Source organism: Gallibacterium genomosp. 1 (assembly GCF_000771875.1).
Classification (GTDB): Bacteria; Pseudomonadota; Gammaproteobacteria; order Enterobacterales; family Pasteurellaceae; genus Gallibacterium.
The window spans coordinates 57030-72244 of sequence record NZ_JPXX01000029.1; the positions used below are offsets into that span (position 1 = coordinate 57030).

General features: G+C 43.9%; 19 protein-coding genes. All 19 read left to right on the forward strand.

The annotated features are described in order from the left end of the window. Positions 1 to 94 precede the first annotated feature (94 nt). Positions 95 to 556 carry a phage virion morphogenesis protein gene (locus tag JP36_RS09970; RefSeq protein ID WP_039174311.1) on the forward strand — a complete coding sequence of 154 codons (462 nt, stop codon included), beginning with the start codon at positions 95 to 97 and terminating at the stop codon, positions 554 to 556. A gap of 231 nt (positions 557 to 787) precedes the next feature. Next, entirely contained in the window at positions 788 to 1804 is a 1017-nt protein-coding gene (locus tag JP36_RS09975) for a phage protease (protein ID WP_039174313.1), read from the forward strand. Positions 1805 to 1807: 3 nt separating this feature from the next. Further along, positions 1808 to 2734, forward strand: a complete 927-nt coding sequence (locus tag JP36_RS09980; protein ID WP_039174315.1) for a Mu-like prophage major head subunit gpT family protein — start codon at positions 1808 to 1810, stop codon at positions 2732 to 2734. 10 nt (positions 2735 to 2744) lie between these two features. Further along, positions 2745 to 3071: a hypothetical protein gene (locus JP36_RS09985; protein ID WP_039174317.1), complete on the forward strand. Its 327-nt coding sequence runs from the start codon at positions 2745 to 2747 to the stop codon at positions 3069 to 3071. A gap of 2 nt (positions 3072 to 3073) precedes the next feature. Continuing rightward, positions 3074 to 3499, forward strand: a complete 426-nt coding sequence (locus tag JP36_RS09990) for a gp436 family protein (protein WP_039174318.1) — start codon at positions 3074 to 3076, stop codon at positions 3497 to 3499. Next, positions 3483 to 4124, forward strand: coding sequence for a phage protein Gp37 (locus tag JP36_RS09995; RefSeq protein WP_039174323.1), 642 nt, complete (start codon positions 3483 to 3485; stop codon positions 4122 to 4124). Before JP36_RS09990 ends, JP36_RS09995 begins: the two co-directional genes overlap by 17 nt. Next, complete coding sequence (locus JP36_RS10000) at positions 4121 to 4303, forward strand: DUF2635 domain-containing protein (protein WP_039174325.1); 183 nt, start codon at positions 4121 to 4123, stop codon at positions 4301 to 4303. Before JP36_RS09995 ends, JP36_RS10000 begins: the two co-directional genes overlap by 4 nt. Further along, the gene (locus JP36_RS10005; RefSeq protein ID WP_039174327.1) at positions 4296 to 5708 is read left to right on the forward strand and encodes a phage tail sheath subtilisin-like domain-containing protein; all 1413 of its coding nucleotides are present in this window, start codon (positions 4296 to 4298) and stop codon (positions 5706 to 5708) included. The genes JP36_RS10000 and JP36_RS10005 overlap by 8 nt, the downstream gene beginning before the upstream one ends. Before the next feature lie 12 nt (positions 5709 to 5720). Beyond that, on the forward strand, positions 5721 to 6095 hold the full coding sequence (locus JP36_RS10010; protein WP_039174329.1) for a hypothetical protein: 375 nt from the start codon (positions 5721 to 5723) through the stop codon (positions 6093 to 6095). Continuing rightward, positions 6095 to 6439 carry a hypothetical protein gene (locus tag JP36_RS10015; RefSeq protein ID WP_039174331.1) on the forward strand — a complete coding sequence of 115 codons (345 nt, stop codon included), beginning with the start codon at positions 6095 to 6097 and terminating at the stop codon, positions 6437 to 6439. Before JP36_RS10010 ends, JP36_RS10015 begins: the two co-directional genes overlap by 1 nt. A gap of 11 nt (positions 6440 to 6450) precedes the next feature. Beyond that, on the forward strand, positions 6451 to 6651 hold the full coding sequence (locus tag JP36_RS10020) for a hypothetical protein (RefSeq protein ID WP_039174333.1): 201 nt from the start codon (positions 6451 to 6453) through the stop codon (positions 6649 to 6651). 45 nt (positions 6652 to 6696) lie between these two features. Continuing rightward, positions 6697 to 9117 (forward strand): phage tail tape measure protein, encoded by a 2421-nt coding sequence (locus JP36_RS10025; RefSeq protein WP_039174336.1) that lies wholly within the window; start codon positions 6697 to 6699, stop codon positions 9115 to 9117. A gap of 3 nt (positions 9118 to 9120) precedes the next feature. Further along, a complete protein-coding gene (locus JP36_RS10030) occupies positions 9121 to 10491 on the forward strand; it encodes a DNA circularization protein (protein ID WP_039174338.1) in 1371 nt (456 codons plus the stop codon). Further along, a complete protein-coding gene (locus tag JP36_RS10035) occupies positions 10475 to 11599 on the forward strand; it encodes a phage baseplate assembly protein (RefSeq protein ID WP_039174340.1) in 1125 nt (374 codons plus the stop codon). Before JP36_RS10030 ends, JP36_RS10035 begins: the two co-directional genes overlap by 17 nt. Beyond that, positions 11596 to 12126: a phage baseplate assembly protein V gene (locus tag JP36_RS10040; protein ID WP_039174342.1), complete on the forward strand. Its 531-nt coding sequence runs from the start codon at positions 11596 to 11598 to the stop codon at positions 12124 to 12126. Before JP36_RS10035 ends, JP36_RS10040 begins: the two co-directional genes overlap by 4 nt. Positions 12127 to 12203: 77 nt before the next feature. Further along, on the forward strand, positions 12204 to 12554 hold the full coding sequence (locus JP36_RS10045; protein ID WP_039174344.1) for a phage GP46 family protein: 351 nt from the start codon (positions 12204 to 12206) through the stop codon (positions 12552 to 12554). A 22-nt stretch (positions 12555 to 12576) separates the two neighbouring features. Next, positions 12577 to 13644 (forward strand): baseplate J/gp47 family protein, encoded by a 1068-nt coding sequence (locus JP36_RS10050; protein WP_039174346.1) that lies wholly within the window; start codon positions 12577 to 12579, stop codon positions 13642 to 13644. Beyond that, a complete protein-coding gene (locus tag JP36_RS10055) occupies positions 13637 to 14215 on the forward strand; it encodes a YmfQ family protein (protein WP_039174349.1) in 579 nt (192 codons plus the stop codon). The genes JP36_RS10050 and JP36_RS10055 overlap by 8 nt, the downstream gene beginning before the upstream one ends. Positions 14216 to 14230: 15 nt before the next feature. After that, positions 14231 to 15215, forward strand: a 985-nt coding sequence (locus tag JP36_RS11210; RefSeq protein ID WP_052119491.1) for a phage tail protein, incomplete at its 3' end; no start/stop codon positions are given.

Consider the following 15215-nt stretch of genomic DNA (forward strand, 5'->3'; position numbering starts at 1 on the left):
ATCACCTGCACACAATCCCCGGTACTCTTTCAACCGTTCGTTTGCGATCGTCGAGATTATCATCGCTTTTCCGGTGGCTAGAAGGGATATTACTATGATTAAAATAGAAGTCAATAATGTTGAACAACTCCTCAAACAATTAACCGCATTGAGTCAAGGCGTAGTTTATAAAGCCCCGTTAATGCGGCAAATTGCCGGCACAATGCAAACCGCCGTTGATCGCAATTTTGCGGCAGGTGGTCGTCCGAAATGGTTAGGGCTAAAAGCAAGACAAGGTAAACCGTTAATTGATAGCGGCGAATTACGCAATAGCATTAATGCTCGTTGGGACAATGATTATGCAATGGTTGGCACTAATCTGCCTTATGCCGCACTGCATCACTTTGGCGGCACAGTCAAAGCAAAGCGAGCAAAATACCTGAAATTTAAGGTTGGCGATAATTGGGTACAGAAAAAACAGGTGGCTATTCCTGCTCGTCCGTTTATGCAATTAACCGAAGCAGATGAAAAGGAGATTATTGACGATATTCAAGCCTATTTCCGGAAATTGCTTTAAAGCCGTCTAAAACGCCCATAGCGGCGTTTTTAGTCTTACCAGTACAATTTAATCATTCAAAATTTTTTAAAAAAAATTAAAAGCGATTTAAAAAGATTTAAAAAGGGTCTTAAACCTTATCCTTTCCGATTTGTTCTTTTCCTCAAAAAAACAGTGCTGCTGAAATTGTGCAGCAGGTCTGTTTTTTACCATCCGTTATGCTGTCATCCTCAACAGTAAGAGGATAAACCAATGAAATTAACTGCCATTGCTTGTAGCGAGATTAAACAGCCCAACGGACGCATTCAGCTATTCCCGTATGGTCGCTTTTATCCGTCAGACGGGCGAGCTGAGGGCAAAGGAGGCTGGTATGTAGATGATACTAATGGTTATGCACTAGCGGAACAAATCAATCAATCCAAAATCAAGATGATGATTGATTACGAACATCAAACCTTATTTATCGCCCAAAACGGACAAGGTAACCCGGCAGCAGGTTGGATTAGCAAAGCCGAATACCTCTCGGGCGAAGGTCTGTTTGCCGATGTAGAGTGGACGACAAAAGCTACCACACAGATCAAAAACAAAGAGTACCGCTACATCTCACCTTACTTTTACACCGACAATGACGGCAAAGTGCTGGAAGTCATCAATGCCGCCTTGACGAACCGCCCGGCATTGCACGAATTACACGAAGCGATTGCCACATCTCAACTTAATCATCAACAAAAGGAAAATACAATGCTGAAATTATTGCAAGCATTATTTGATTTACCTGATGCCTCCGAAGAAGTCATCAAAGAAAAATTAACGGCATTATCTGCCGAAAAAACCAAAGCAGGGATTGCACTGAGTGCTGTCTATGGCGAATTGGCGACACAACAACAAAAAGCGGTGGCGTTATCCGCACAAGAACCCGACCCAACCAAGTATGTCGCACTGTCTGAAATGAAAGCCGTACAAGATGAATTACGCACGTTAAAAGAGAGTGTAACCGCTGACAAAGTCGAAAAAATGGTCGAGGTGGCGTTATCAGAGGGGACATTACTCCCGGCACAAAAAGAGTGGGCAGTGAAACTTGGCAAAGTCAATCTACAAGCCTTATCCGATTATTTATCGGTTGCCCCGAAACACAATCTCGGAGAAAAACAAGCTAAAGGTGACCCAAATGGGCAAAAAGTCGCACTGTCTGCTGAAGATAAGCACGTCGCTAAAATGTTGGGATTGACCGAAGATGAATATATCAAAAATAAAGCATTAGGAGCATAAGCTATGACTATCGAGTTTAAAAAATCGGAAATTTTAAAAAGTTTAGATACTCAATTTCGCGCAGAGTTTAGTAAAGGGATTGCGCATATTGCACCGCAATACCCGAAATTAGCGATGACCGTGCCGTCTAACACCGCCACCAATACTTACGGCTTTATGCGTGCATTCCCACAGTTAATTGAGTGGGTCGGCAAACGTACTATCAAAAATATGTCAGCTGTTGGTATGACGCTTGAAAACAAAAAATACGAAACAACAGTTGGCGTGCCGCGTGAAGCGATTGAGGACGACCAAGTGGGCTTATTCCGCAATATGATGGCACAAGCCGGACAATCCGCCGCTGAATTGCCGGACAGCTTACTGTTTAAATTATTGTTAGCCGGCGAAAGCACCTTGTGTTATGACGGGCAAAACTTTTTTGATACCGATCATCCGTTTTATCAAGATGTGGACGGCACCAATCCGGGTACGGCACAAAGCAATATCACTACAGGCTCAGACAGCGGTGCAAAATCGTGGTATGTGTTTGATACCAACAATGTAATCAAACCGTTTATTTTCCAAGAACGCACCAAACCGGAATTTGAAGGCAAATTTGATCCGTCTAAATCCGACACCGTGTTTATGGAAGACGTCTACCTCTGGGGTGTACGTTACCGTTGTAATGTTGGTTTCGGTTTTTGGCAACTCGCACACAAAGCCAAACAGCTTAATCTCACCGCCGATAATGTGATGGCTATCCTCACTAAGATGACCACGCTGAAAGCAGATGGTGGCGCATTTGTTAATGTTCGTCCAACCACACTGGTTGTTCCACCAAGTCTTGAAAAAGCGGCATTAGACATTTGCAAAGCAGATGTGATTAACGGCACCACCAACGTGCTTAAAGGTCGCTTAGATGTGATGGTCTCCCCGTACATTATTGAATAAGGAGTAAACAATGGCGAAACGAACCGACAAAACACCTGATGCCGTCAACGATGAAGTAATGCAAGAGGATATCAATCAAAACGAAGAAAATACGGTGGATAATGCCTCAACAAAAGAGACCGAAAAAGATGGGCAAGACGCTATCAATAGCAATGTCTTTGAGCCAGTTGCCGTCGAAGTGTTGCTACGTGCAAATCATCCGCAAGAGAGTTACGGACGCATTGGGCGTCGGTTTAACAAAGATACGCCTGTTGTGATTGAGTTAAAGGACTTAAGCGGCGAGGAGGTCTTTGCCCTTGAACAAGATGCCTGGCTTGAAACAACGTATATCGGGTGATGATGATGTATGCCACAGCAGAGGACTTTGTCTTACGCATTGGTGAACAACAAGCGATTGAATTAACCGACCGTGATCGTACTGGGGAGATTAATCAACAAGTGCTTGCGGTTGCACTGGCTGATAGCAGTAGTCAGATAGATGGTTACTTACTTGGGCGCTATACCCTACCGTTGGCTAGTATCCCGGATAACTTAGTCCGCATTTGCTGTGATATTGCTCGTTATCGTTTGGTCAGTATGTCTGAGGTAACGACAACCGACGAGATTATCGAGCGTTATAAGCTCTCGCTTAAAGAGTTAGAGCAAATTGCGAGCGGTAAAATCTCACTCGGGATTGAATCTAACGAAGTGCAAACAGAAGACAGTGTTGGCGTGATGTTTAGTAATCCAGGTAACAGGATATTTAGTCGTGATAACTCAAATTGAGCAAGCGTTAATTAATCGGCTAGCACGTGGGTTGGGAAAACTGACTTATCGGGTGGATAGCTATCACGGTGAGTTAGACGATGCCACGATTGATGTGCGTCGTTTACCAGCCGTGTTAGTGACATATGGTGGCTCACGGATTGAGCGTGCTAGTGTCTCTGCTCGCGGACATCGTCACAAAAGTACAGATACGTTTGTTGCGATTGTAATGGTGCGGTCATTACGCAGCAATCAAGCTGCGCGACAAGGTGGAGTGGCGAAATTTGAGGTCGGAGCAAATCAACTGGTTTATGCGGTGTTGCGATTACTTACAAATCAAACGCTGGATAATTTAGTTGAGCCGATAAAGCCGGTTGCGGTGCGGACGCTCTTTAATCATATGGAGTTACAAAAAGAGCGATTAACGGCATACGCAGTGGAATTTGAGGTTTGCTACTCAATTCAACCGCCACTCGAAGATGGCGAATATCCACAACCAACAGATGATCCAACGCACCCAGATTATCTGTTTAATGTGTATGACGGCGAATTAACGCCACCGCATTACCTTGAGCGGATTACTGGCGTGATTACTGCCCCCGAAGCAACAACAGGGTTTGATATTAAAACGGAGACAAAAAAATGAAAGTAAAAGCGAAAAATGGCATTAAAGTGCCGAAAGAAAATAGCCCTTTTAGCTATATCGAACAAGAGCCAGTCGAAATTGAGGCAACGCTCTACTATCAACGCCGCATCGCTGATGGCGATTTAATTGTGGTCACAGAAACCACTCGCACAACACGTAAAGAGGTGAAAAATGACTAAAGTTGAATTTGACAACATCCCAACATCACTACGTAAACCGGGTGTCTATACGGAATATAACTCACGTAATGCTGTAACCACGCTCCCGACAAACGAGTCAGAAGTGTTAATTATTGCACCAATGACCACCGAGAGTGAAACGGCGTTTACCCTGCCGCAACGTATTTATTCTGACAAAGACGCAGAGGCGTTATTTGGTGCCGGCAGCTGGGCGCATTTAATGGCTCGTATTGCCATCCGTAATAACAATCTCCTTAATTTATCAGTGATGGGGTTAAAAGACCACAGCGCAGGGGTCGCAGCGACCGCAACATTGACCTTTGAGGGAACAGTCACGATGACCGGCGTGGTGACGGCAAAGATTGGTGGCGTAGATTATCAAGTCCGAGCGGATAAAACCGAAACCGATACTGCAGTGGCAAATCGTTTAATGGCGGTGATTAACGGCACGGCAGACTGTCCAGTAACGGCAAAACTCAACGAAAAAGTGTTGACATTAACCGCGAAATGCAAAGGGGAAGTTGGGAACGAATTAACACTAGCCACTCAAGTAACCGCAGAAGGCTTAACGATTACCTCCACTGCCTTTGACAGCGGAGCAACGAATGCCGAACTGGCGCCCGCGTTAGCAAGTATCGCAGGAACGCATTATCACATTATTGTTTCACCGTTTACCGATGATAAAAATGCCAAAGCACTCAAGGAGCATTTGGTTAGTGTTGCCTCGCCAACGGAAGACAAGCCGGGCATTGGTGTGATGGGGTGGCGTGACACAATGGCAGCCGGCACCACATTTACCGAAAAACTCAACAGTGAACGTTTAACGGTCGGTTGGTACAAAGGTGCGATTGAGGCAAACGCACTGATTGCAGCGGGTTATGCAGCCATTATTGCCCGTGAAGAAGATCCTGCTCGTCCATTAAATACCCTTGAGATTTTGGGGTTAACTGAGGTGGACGCAACTCAAACACCACTATTGACTGAGGTTAACCAAGCCTTATTCCACGGTTTAACGCCAATTACGGTGGTGAATCATACCGTGCAAATTATGCGTGCTTTAACCACTTATACTCGTAATCCAACCGGCGAAGACGACATTGCTTATCTGGATTTAACCACGATTCGCTCGCTTGATTATGTGCGTAAGTCGATTCAGCAACGTATCCGTCTGCGCTTCCCGCGTGAAAAATTACTCAAGCGAACCGAAATGGCGGTACGCTCTGAAATTTTAGATGTATTGCGTTTGCTTGAGGAGTTGGAGGTGGTGGAAAACGTCCAGCAAAACAAAGATAAATTGTTGGTGCAACGCAACGGACAAGATCCAAATCGTTTAGATACGGTTATTCCGTCTGATGTAGTCAACGGATTACACGTAGTGGCGAACCGTATTGATTTAATCCTATAAGCGAGGTGAGAAATGGAAAAATATGCTGGTAGTGCCGTACTGGAAGTGGACGGCAAGGAAATTGAAATTGTGGAGTTATCCGTTACCAAAAATCCTGGTCGTAAACTAGTTAAAGCCATGAACTCAAAAGGACGGGCTAGAGGGTACGCACAAGGGATTGCAACGTGGGAGTTGTCATTAACCGCAGTAAATCCGCTTGACGATACATTAGGGATTGATTGGTGGGCGATAGACAATGCCAAAGTGACTGTGTATCCACTGGGACATAATGAGCAACGCACCTCTTATGTGGAATGTTTTGTCACCGAAGTGGGTGAAAAATACACGGTAGATAATGAAGAGATGATTGATATTAAGATGTCCGCGTTAGATGAGGTGAAAGAATAATGGACAAGTTATTACTGGGTATCACTTACCAGAACCACGTGCATTATCACTTTGATGTTCTCCCGTTGACGCTAGCGGGAGAGTGCCAAGCGATGGAGGTTATCGAAAATTTAGGCTTGCATGATATTGATACGCTCAACTATCAACAACAACGCCTCGTTGAGTTAGCCTATCTTGCACAACAAATGACGATTGAGGGTATCCCGCGCGATGTCTTAACGCCAGAGTTTTTGTTTAATGCACTCACTACCGATGACTATGTGTTGATCAATGAAAAAATTGCCGACATGCGAAAAAAGCGTATCGACGCTGGGGCAAACCAAGCGAGCAACAGCGTCGACTAAAGCGACGCTATGTGTTACGTGATGCAGTAAAAAATTATCAACTTATCACGGTGTTACTTGCCAAAATGGGCTTTACTGCTGCACAAGTGGCGCAAATGAGTGTAATTGAGGCGCAAAGCTGGTTAGCTGTTTATTTGGAAAGTCAAGGGATTAAACCAGTAACACAGGGCAATACAACACATTACATTATTCAACGTAAAAAGAGGGCGTAAGCCCTTTTTTTATAAGATTTAAATGACGTTTAAATGAGGTTTAAAATGGCAAATATGAAGCTCGGCATTGAGATTACGGCACAAGATAACGCCAGTAAAGTTGTCAAAACGGTCGGTGATAATGTAGCAAAAACGACCAAAGCCACCGAACAGCAGACCGTGAAATCGGGCAAAAAGATGGAGGACAGCTATCTTAAAGCGGCGAGGACATTTGAGCAAAGCTATAACCAACGCAAGCAAGCCTACCGCACGATGGAGTCTTATGGGCTACGCTCTGAACGGGCGATACAAGCTGAAATCAATCGTACGCGAGAATCTTATAACCGGTTACGTAATAGTGGCGTGATGTCAAGTCGTGAGCTTGCCAGAGCGACTGAAGCACATCGTCGAAAAATTGCCGAGTTAAATGCCGAAATGGGGAAAACGACATTTGGGCAAAAGATAGGGGCTGTGGGCGGAACAATGATGCAAGTCGGGGCTGGTGTCATGGCGGGTGCGATGGTAATGCGAGAGCCAGTACAAAAAGCCATGACTTATGACCGTCAATTAGCCATGACAGCCAATACGGCGTTTTCAGACCGCGATGTTGCCGGCAGAATTGCGGGCAAAAAAGAACTACATAACGCGGTGAAACAAGCTGTCGAGACAGGTGGAGGGACAAAAGAAGAGGCATTAGGGGCATTAGATACATTGCTAGCCTCTGGGGCAGTAAAAACAGATACTGCAATGGCGCTATTACCGACATTACAAAAAGCGGCAGTGGCAACGGGTGCAAGCACAGATGATATTGCCAAGATTATGATTTCATCCATGCAGCAAATGGGTATCAGCGAAGATCAGATTGGCGCAGTGTTGGATAAAGCCGTAGCCGCAGGACAAGCTGGAAACTTTGAGTTAGCTGATATGGCACGTTGGCTACCACAGCAAATGGCTGCAGCAAAAGCCGCTGGCTTAAGTGGTATGTCGGGGTTTGAAGCGTTATTAGTTGCTAATCAACAAGCGCGCGTTACAGCAGGTACATCGGATGAAGCGGGAAATAATCTTGTTAATTTGCTCGCAAAAATCACATCGAAAGAAACGAACGACCGGTTTAAAAACTTGGATTATGTTGATCCAAAGACAGGTAAGAAAGTCGGCATTGATTTTGTCGGCTCAATGGAAAACTACAAAAAATCAGGCATGAACTCACTAGAAGCCTTTAGTCAAATTATTAATGATGTGGTTGGTAATGATAAACAATATCAAGCCTTACAAGCAAAATTAAAGACTGCGAAAAAAGAAGACCAACATCAAATTTTGGATGAAATGGCGAAACTAGTCGAAGGCACGGCAATCGGGCAAGTAATCTCTGACCGCCAAGCATTGATGGCATTAATCGGTATTCGAAACAACGCCGAACTGGGTAAAGAAGTACAACAACAAATTAGCAATGCACAAGGTGCGGTTGATACATCTCACAAAGTGGTTGCCGATACCGCAGATTATAAAGTCAATGATTTAAAAAATACGCAAGAGTTTGCACAGTTAAATAACTTAAGTGGCTTTAATGCCACACTAGGTGAAGTCTCACAAACATTAAGTGAGTATGGCAAAAAATACCCAGAATTAACCAATTTTGTTGTGGGAGCGACGGACGCAGTGAAAACTTTTGGGGCGGCATTGATGGCTATCTCTGTGATGGATTTGTTGCGTGGAAAGGGCGGTCTTGGTGGACTAGGTGGGGTATTTAGTCGTACCACGACAACAACAGGTGCTGTGACTGGTGCAGCGACTGCAGCAGGTACTACATTAAGTCGAGCTGGTACAGGATTGCTCTCAAAAGCAAAAGGCTTGGTTAGCGTGCCAACATTGGCACTTACCGGACTTGCGATTGGTGCAGAAAATGCAACAAGTTATTTTGCACAGCAAGAAGCTAAAAATGAGCAACAAGCTGACAGCAAAAAGCAATTTTATCAAGCATTAAGCCAACAAACAGCGCCGAAAACCAATTATTGGGCAGGTTATCAACCACCTACCACGACGACTGCAGAATCCCAAAAAACACAAAATGCGATGGCATTAGTCTATGGCGGAGCAGCAATGGCGTTTGATAATGAGGTGGCAGCAGAACGCGTAAAACAAGGCACATTAAGCGAAGCAGACTATCAAGCCAGAATTAATCGTAATGCAAACCGGATTGAGCAATGGCGAAATACAGCGACTGATACGACTTATCAGGGCTTAAAAAATATTGATATGACTAATGCTGGTAACCCATTGCAACAAGCAGCACGCAGTAGCCAAGCAGATAAAACTAATTTAGCAAGCGAAGTACAGTCAATGGGGCAAACGTTGTCAGAGACACTTAAGCGGATATTAGATAATCAAAGTTATACGCTTAAAAATCTGATTACGGTTGAGTTGGACGGACGACAAATTGCCGAAGCCGTCTCAGAAAAACAATATCAACATTTTGTGAGGGGGTAAGCAATGGGGTGGACTGTACCAATTCGTCAAGCGAGTTTTCGCGGTGTGAAATTTGATGTGATTACGGTTGATGATAGCTTTGACCGAGATACTGTTGAGCATGCTTATCCGTATGTGAATGGTGCGGATATTGAAGATTTAGGGCTCACACCCCGCACTGTCACGTTTGAAGCTATCTTTAATGGACCGGGTTATTTAACTGATGTCAAACGACTGCTCGCGGCATTACAAAAACCAGGAGCCGATACACTGACACATCCCATTTTTGGGCGAATGCAAAATATGATTTGTCGCTCAATGTCGTTACGCCACGATGCTGATTATATCAATTATGCGTCTGTGGATTTAACGTTTGTCGAGACGACACCCGCATTGCCAATATTTTTATTTGATTTTTCGATTTTCGGAAAAATCGACGAGCTGCTGTCCATGTTAGAGGACTTTGTTGATGATGTACTTGATTTTTATGCGGCGATGATGGAGGTTGTGAGCTTTGCTTTTAGTGTGAAAGACCGATTGCTTGGAGCCTGGGGCGGTATCTACTCGATTGTTGACTCTGTGAGTCAGTTAATTGATGAGGCAAGTTTTGACTTGCCTGCGCTGGTGACAGCGACAACATTTAAATCGCATTCTGCAAAAGCGGTGAAACAACTTGCTAGCGCACTCGACACTGCCATCAAAGCACGGGCTGAGATGATAGCCGATGAGGAGACCACAACACAAACAGCGTCAAAATCAGCAGGCTTGTTATATAACCAAAACCGCTTTAACGAAGCCTTGCTATTAGTGCGTCAATTACAACAAATTGCCGATGATGTGGTTACAGGTAAAAATGACAGTTACTCACGTGAGCAAACACGCATTAAATCACGCGTAACGACATTACGCAAAGAGGATGTGAAAGAAATGGCGTGTGCGATTAAACTCCTCAGTACAACAACACTGGCTCACTTGACCGCACAACTCATTGCCGATGAAGTTGACAATTTATTGCCATCCGAAATCGAAACGATGGCCACAACCGTGCGAGAGTTAATCCAAGACTGCATTACGACTGTCCGTGCATTACAAACCAAACAACAGACGTATCAAAATCGTGGTGAGATTGAGACTGCACGTTATACAAGTGCTTATCGTGTGATTGAGCAATTACGTCAGATGGCACAAAATTTTACTGTCTTAGCAATTAATGCGATTAATCAAAAACCACCGTTAATCATTCGTGAAGCTCCGATAACCGGGACGTTGCAACAAATTGCACATGCCTTTTATCAAGACTATACACGTACTGATGAGCTATTGCGTCTTAATCCACAGATTATTAATCCGAATTTTATTGAAAAAGGAGCGTTGATTAATGGCTACACAGTATAACTATCCATACGACAACGAAATTGCTGTTGAAATTGACGGTAAAGCGCACAGTAACTGGAAAAGCTATGACATTGACAGCGACTTTTTAATCCCCGCTGATGCGTTTAATTTTGAGATTGGCACACCTGCCACGCATACGGTATTACCAGACTTATCAGGTAAGGAGGTGCAAGTTAAAATTAATGGACAGGTAATACTCACTGGGATTGTCGATGCAACACAACATCAAATTAGCAAAAATAGTCGGACATTTAGCTTAAATGGACGTGATAGAGCGTCCATTTTAGTGGATTGTTCTGCCCCGACCACAAATGTTAAAGGTTTGACGGTATTAGATGCAATTAAAAAAATTGTGGAGCCACTCGGGATTAAAAAAATTGAGTTGCGAGCAAAAGACAATAACCCCGTGATTGATAAAATTGATATTGAGCCGAGCGAGACGGCGTGGAGTGCGGCACTGCGATGTGCAAACTTTTCTGGATTGCATCTGTGGTTTGATCCAAATGGGACATTAATCGTGGGCGGTCCGGATTATCGTAGTCCGCCAGTGGCAACCTTATGTTGTCAAAAAAATGGACAACGTAATAATTTTGAGCAAGCCCAACTTACGTATGATATTTCGCAGTCGTTTAGCGAGGTCACGTTTTTAGCACAAAAGCACGGACGTAGCCATGATGACAATAAAAACAACTTAAAGTGGGTGTGGCAAGATAAAAGCGTCAAATTTTATCGTCCTAAAACCGTCGTGATACACGACGCAGAAGACCTAGAGTCACTAAAAAAACACGCAAAAAAATATCTCTCAGATGCTGCACTCAATGCGTTTACGCTGACAATTATTGTCCCTGACCACAAAACAGAAAGCGGAGTATTGTGGCAACCAGGACAACGCGTCCACGTTATTTGCGAAGAATACGATATTGATGCGATTTTTTTTGTCATGGGACGACGTTTTACGCTCTCACGCTCACAAGGAACACAAACCGAATTACGCTTAAAACAAGATGGCATCTGGATTCCTGACGCGTTCCGCGAACATTCAAAACGTGCGCGGAAACGCAAGGGTAAGAAAGCCAAAGAACTAATTGCACTAGGACCAAAATCATGAGACAGATAAGACAGCAGATTGGACAGATGATTGATAATGCTGGTAATGCGATTCGGCATGTGTTTCGTGGCAAAATCAATCTCACAAAGTCCGCAGACAAAATCCAAAAAGTGCAGGTCTCGGCATTAGCCGATGAAACGTTGCAAGATGTCGAGTTAATGCAGCACTTTGGTTTTACCTCACATCCACCCGCCGGCACAGAAGCGTTGATAATCCCAATTGGTGGTAAAACCTCGCATAGCGTAGTCGTGGCAACCGAAAATGGGCAATACCGGATTAAAGCATTAAAAACAGGTGAGGTTGCTATCTATGACCAAAGTGGATCGTCGATTGAGTTAAAACAGGGCAAAGTGATTGATATTACGTGTACTACGCTCAATATCACTGCGCCGACGATTAATATTAAAGGCGATATCACACAAAAAGGCTCTATCACAAATAACGGCGATGTGACCTCAAGTGGCGTGTCATTGGTCGGTCATACTCACACTGGCGACAGTGGCGGTACAACCAGTCCACCAAATTAATCAATCCTATTTCTTAAAAGTGTGGTGCTGAACTCCAGCACCACGTTTTTTTTTACCCACTCTCTATCATCAACAACATGGACAGAGAGATCAGCCCGCTTACCGGGGACTACACATTATCACAGACAGATACACTGCAAAATGCCGTGTATATCAGGCTTACAACTCCTTTAGGCTCTTGGTGGGCAGATGGGCGTGTAGGCTCCCTGCTCCATTTAATTCAGCGAGAGAAAGATAAAGAACGCGTTGGTTTACTCGCTCAACAGTACGCAGAAGAAGCCTTACAGCCGTTACTGGATGACGGGCGAGCGAAAGCAATTACCGTCGATTATCACCAACCACATAACGGCACATTGCAACTCTTAATTAGTGTGACTGATGCACGTGGCAAAACCTTTGAGTTTAAACACCCTGTAAAAGTAATTTAACTGTAATTTAAAGGACATTTAAATGTATCTCGTACCAACACTTGATGAGATTAGACAACAGATATTACGTGACTATCAAAGTATCAATCCAACGATTGATATTAGTGTTGATTCGGATACTTTTGCGCGCGCAAGTAGTTTAGCCGCTGTTGCAGAAGGCTTATACGCACATCAAAAATGGCTTATCAAACAATTTTTTCCAGATTCATCTGACACGGAATACCTCGAAAAGCACGCAGGTTTACGTGGATTACGACGTAAAAATGCGACCTATGCCGACGGACAAGCAACTGTAACAGGGTTGACTGGTGCTGTCATTACAGAAGCGATGCAGATTAAAACGGACGATAACCGTTTTTATCAGACAACTCAAGCCGTCACGATTGGTGAGTCGGGTACAGCGGTAGTCAATATTAAATCGTTAGCGATGGGTAGCCAACAAAATGTCAATAAAGCAACTACTGCGAGCTTTATGTCTGCGCCGACAGGTGTCCAATCTGATGTCGTGATTACAAAAGTGACGGGTGGCACAGATGCAGAAACGGATGCGTCATTACTTGCACGCCTGCTCGAATTAATCCGCCGTCCACCAGCGGGTGGCAATAAATACGACTACAAAAACTGGGCATTAGAAGTAGATGGCGTAGATGCGGCTTATGTCTATCCGCTGCGGAGAGGATTGGGGACTGTTGATATTGCGATTACCAGTAATAACGCATTACCGAGTGATGACACCGTAACCCGTTGCCAAAACTATATTGATATTGTGCGTCCCGTTACTGCGGTCGAATCAAGAGTGGTAAAACCAGATGTGACACAAATTAATTTTGACATCAAAGTCAAAGTCGAAGGACTGACTTTACCGGCAATTACTGCAGCGATTAACAGCGGATTAACTGCTTATTTTGACACATTGCGTCCCGGTGATGACTTAATTGTATCGCAGCTTGAAGCGATTGTGAGTGATATTGTCGGGGTGGTTGACCGCCAATTCAGTGCGCCAACGGCTAATCGCAAAGCGGATGTAATTAATAAAATCGAGTGGTTTCGACTCGGTAATATCAATGTGACGGAGTTACTCAATGAGTAAGTATGCTCCTGTCCTCGCACACCTCTATCCGCCTGTGAGTTACAACATTAATGGCGAAAATTTTAAAGCACAATGCGCTGTCGACGGACAAGCGTTTGATCGCTTACAAGCGAGTGCAGAAGCGATTCTTAAAGTTATTGAGCCTGCAACCTCTAATGAGTTATTAGCAGACTGGGAGCGATTGTGCGGTATTACAACGGATGTCTCAAAGACATACAGCGAGCGAGTTAAACGCGTCATTATCCAGCTCAATGCGCTCGGTGGCTTATCAATACCGTACTTTTTGCGACTCGCTGAAAGTATCGGCTACACCATACAAATCAAAGAGTTTTCACCGTTAAAAAATGATTTACCAAATGCAGGTGATATTCCGATTCAAAACTCGCCAACAGAACGTTTGATTTTTATGTGGCGTGTTACGGTGATTAACGGTGATGACAACATTATTTATTTTCGCGCAGGACAATCATTAGCGGGCGACCGCTTGGTCGATTTTGGCGATCCAATTATCGAAGAGTTTTTCAAGGATCTAAAGCCCGCACATACTTACTGCTACTTTGCATATCAATAATTTAGGAGAGAGTACATGAAAGATTTAATGCCTGTCATAACATCAAATGATGGCCGATTTCACAATGGTAATCCAGCAACGGGCGAACTAGGTACAAGAGTTACAGCACAATATCTAAACAATGTACAAGATCACATACGAGATGTTGAAGCAGAGTTAAAATATGTATTGTCAAAAGCAGGACTTAATCCCAATGATGCTAAAACAACTCAAGTCTATGATGCCATCATTGCGATTATTAACGCTAACCGTCGTAGTGCAAGCACAACAAGCAAAGGTGAGGTGCAGCTCACTGATAGTATTAATATGGCATCCAGCGTGTTTGGTGCGAGTGCTCTTGCAGCTAAAACCGCATACGACAAAGGAGTGCAAGCACTCAATGCTGCAAACGGCAAATTGGCAGCTAACGGCACTGCGGTAGCGGCTAATAAACTTGCTAATGCACGTACTATTGCGCTAACCGGAGCTGTATCTGGTTCGGGTAAATTTGATGGTAGTGGGAATTTGTCTATCTCTACGGTTGATAACTTAACTATCGGTCTTGTTACTAGTACATCTGCAACTGGTATATCTAACGTTGCGACATCTAACAGCAGCACTTATCTAAATGTTGTAGAGACGAGAGGAAAATCTGCAAACGCAGTAGGATCATCAACACGTGTAACTGGGACAGGATTGGCTGAGGTTTATAGTGATGCAACTGGTGTATTAACAATTCGCGGCAATCAAGATGTTAATAAATTAGACAAAACGGGTAATCAGATATTAAATGGTAAATTAACAGTAGATGATATATTGCTTGCAGCTAACAATAATAAATCGTTATCTAAAATCATTGATGCAATAAATAAACTGTTTACTGGTGACAGAGATGCGTTCAAGGGCATTGTTAACGGCTGGGGAACATCAGGAACAACGCCACTCGGCATAAGCTATGATTTCACCAACCAAAATGCGTGGTGGATTAAGTTTGGAGCCCTGTTCGGAGGGCTAATTATCC

Bases quoted from the DNA above. Each gene is read 5' to 3' on its own strand.
- JP36_RS09970 (WP_039174311.1), top strand. From the start codon at position 95: ATGATTAAAATAGAAGTCAATAATGTTGAACAACTCCTCAAACAATTA.
- JP36_RS09975 (WP_039174313.1), top strand. From the start codon at position 788: ATGAAATTAACTGCCATTGCTTGTAGCGAGATTAAACAGCCCAACGGA.
- JP36_RS09980 (WP_039174315.1), top strand. From the start codon at position 1,808: ATGACTATCGAGTTTAAAAAATCGGAAATTTTAAAAAGTTTAGATACT.
- JP36_RS09985 (WP_039174317.1), top strand. From the start codon at position 2,745: ATGGCGAAACGAACCGACAAAACACCTGATGCCGTCAACGATGAAGTA.
- JP36_RS09990 (WP_039174318.1), top strand. From the start codon at position 3,074: ATGATGTATGCCACAGCAGAGGACTTTGTCTTACGCATTGGTGAACAA.
- JP36_RS10000 (WP_039174325.1), top strand. From the start codon at position 4,121: ATGAAAGTAAAAGCGAAAAATGGCATTAAAGTGCCGAAAGAAAATAGC.
- JP36_RS10005 (WP_039174327.1), top strand. From the start codon at position 4,296: ATGACTAAAGTTGAATTTGACAACATCCCAACATCACTACGTAAACCG.
- JP36_RS10010 (WP_039174329.1), top strand. From the start codon at position 5,721: ATGGAAAAATATGCTGGTAGTGCCGTACTGGAAGTGGACGGCAAGGAA.
- JP36_RS10015 (WP_039174331.1), top strand. From the start codon at position 6,095: ATGGACAAGTTATTACTGGGTATCACTTACCAGAACCACGTGCATTAT.
- JP36_RS10025 (WP_039174336.1), top strand. From the start codon at position 6,697: ATGGCAAATATGAAGCTCGGCATTGAGATTACGGCACAAGATAACGCC.
- JP36_RS10030 (WP_039174338.1), top strand. From the start codon at position 9,121: ATGGGGTGGACTGTACCAATTCGTCAAGCGAGTTTTCGCGGTGTGAAA.
- JP36_RS10035 (WP_039174340.1), top strand. From the start codon at position 10,475: ATGGCTACACAGTATAACTATCCATACGACAACGAAATTGCTGTTGAA.
- JP36_RS10040 (WP_039174342.1), top strand. From the start codon at position 11,596: ATGAGACAGATAAGACAGCAGATTGGACAGATGATTGATAATGCTGGT.
- JP36_RS10045 (WP_039174344.1), top strand. From the start codon at position 12,204: ATGGACAGAGAGATCAGCCCGCTTACCGGGGACTACACATTATCACAG.
- JP36_RS10050 (WP_039174346.1), top strand. From the start codon at position 12,577: ATGTATCTCGTACCAACACTTGATGAGATTAGACAACAGATATTACGT.
- JP36_RS10055 (WP_039174349.1), top strand. From the start codon at position 13,637: ATGAGTAAGTATGCTCCTGTCCTCGCACACCTCTATCCGCCTGTGAGT.